At 41.0% G+C, this 1,280-nt stretch carries 1 protein-coding gene; it reads right to left on the bottom strand.

What is annotated here, in order from left to right:
- Positions 1–65: 65 nt before the first annotated feature.
- Complete coding sequence (gene tnpB, locus A7325_RS00035; protein ID WP_227514900.1) at positions 66–1,247, bottom strand: IS200/IS605 family element RNA-guided endonuclease TnpB; 1,182 nt, start codon at positions 1,245–1,247, stop codon at positions 66–68.
- Positions 1,248–1,280: the final 33 nt, after the last annotated feature.

Below are 1,280 nucleotides of genomic sequence, written 5' to 3'. Positions count from 1 at the left end.
TAGAGGTTTCTTAGGTAACGCTCTTACTTGACACGGTGTTCTGTATCAGCGGTTAAGCGAATTGACTAAGCTAACCCTGTCGCACCGACAGTTTTTGATTGTTTAGCCAGTAACAGCCCTTGATTTAAGATATTGATACTGGCGTTAATGTCTCGATCATTTTTCTGCAAACAACTGGGGCAATCCCATGTTCTGACCGATAGCGGTAATTCAGCTTTATTCAGTAGATGATCGCAGTTTGAGCAAGTCTTAGACGATGGATACCATCGGTCTATTTTGACAAGCGCTTTGCCGTACCAGTCTGCTTTATAGGTCAGCATGGTGGTGAATGCTGACCATGAGCTGTCTGATATGGCTTTAGCTAATTTTCTATTCTTAACCATGCCTTTGATGTTCAAGTCCTCAATAGCAATCACATCGTGGTTTTTGATGAGATTGAATGAGAGTTTATGCAAGAAATCTTTGCGGCTATTGGTTATTTGCTCATAGACCTTGGCAACTTTAATTCTTTGCTTTTGATAGTTGCGGCTCTCTGACAATTTGCGTTGATCCGCTTTGGCAGCGGCTCTGCGTTTGGCTAAGATCTTTTGCTCACGCGCAAGCTTGGCTTGCAGCTTCGATAGAAACTTAGGATTGGCCACTTTGCTGCCGTCTGATAAGACGATAAAGTCCGTCAATCCTAAATCAATGCCGATGTTAGAGTGGGTTTTTGGTAATTCATTAACGATAGTTTCAATCAGTAAGCTGACGTAATACTTACCTGATGGGGTACGGCTGATAGTGGCGCTCTTGATAAGCCCATTAACAGATTGATGTATTTTAACCTTAATGTGGCCTATTTTTGGCAATTTAACGGTGTTCTTGGTGACGGCTACCGATCCTTTTTGATTGTTGGTGGTGTAACTGTCTTTAATGCCTTTTTTCTTGAACTTAGGGAACCCTGCGCCTTGCTTGAAAAATTTACTATAGGCAGCTCTTAGATTTTGCTGAACATTGGCTAATGCCAAGCTATCGACTTCTTTTAGCCATTCAAATTCTTTTTTATACTGAGCAGGGGTGTTGTTTAGGGTGGTCTTCGTAGTTTTGTAGTGATCTATTTTATCGCCAAGCATTTTATTCCAAATAAAACGAGCGCAGCCGAATGACTTGGCAAAGAATACTTGCTGTTCATCAGTCGGATATAGCCTGATTTTATGGGCTTTTAGGATCTGCTTTGGCATGAGATATTTATTGTTAGTTGGTTGCATAATTATTATACAACAGGTTGTAGGAGTAGTTAC

It is taken from the genome of Psychrobacter sp. SHUES1 (assembly GCF_001652315.1).
GTDB lineage: Bacteria > Pseudomonadota > Gammaproteobacteria > Pseudomonadales > Moraxellaceae > Psychrobacter > Psychrobacter faecalis.
Note: the sequence above shows the minus strand (reverse complement) of the source record. Positions and strands in the feature narration are given on the sequence as shown.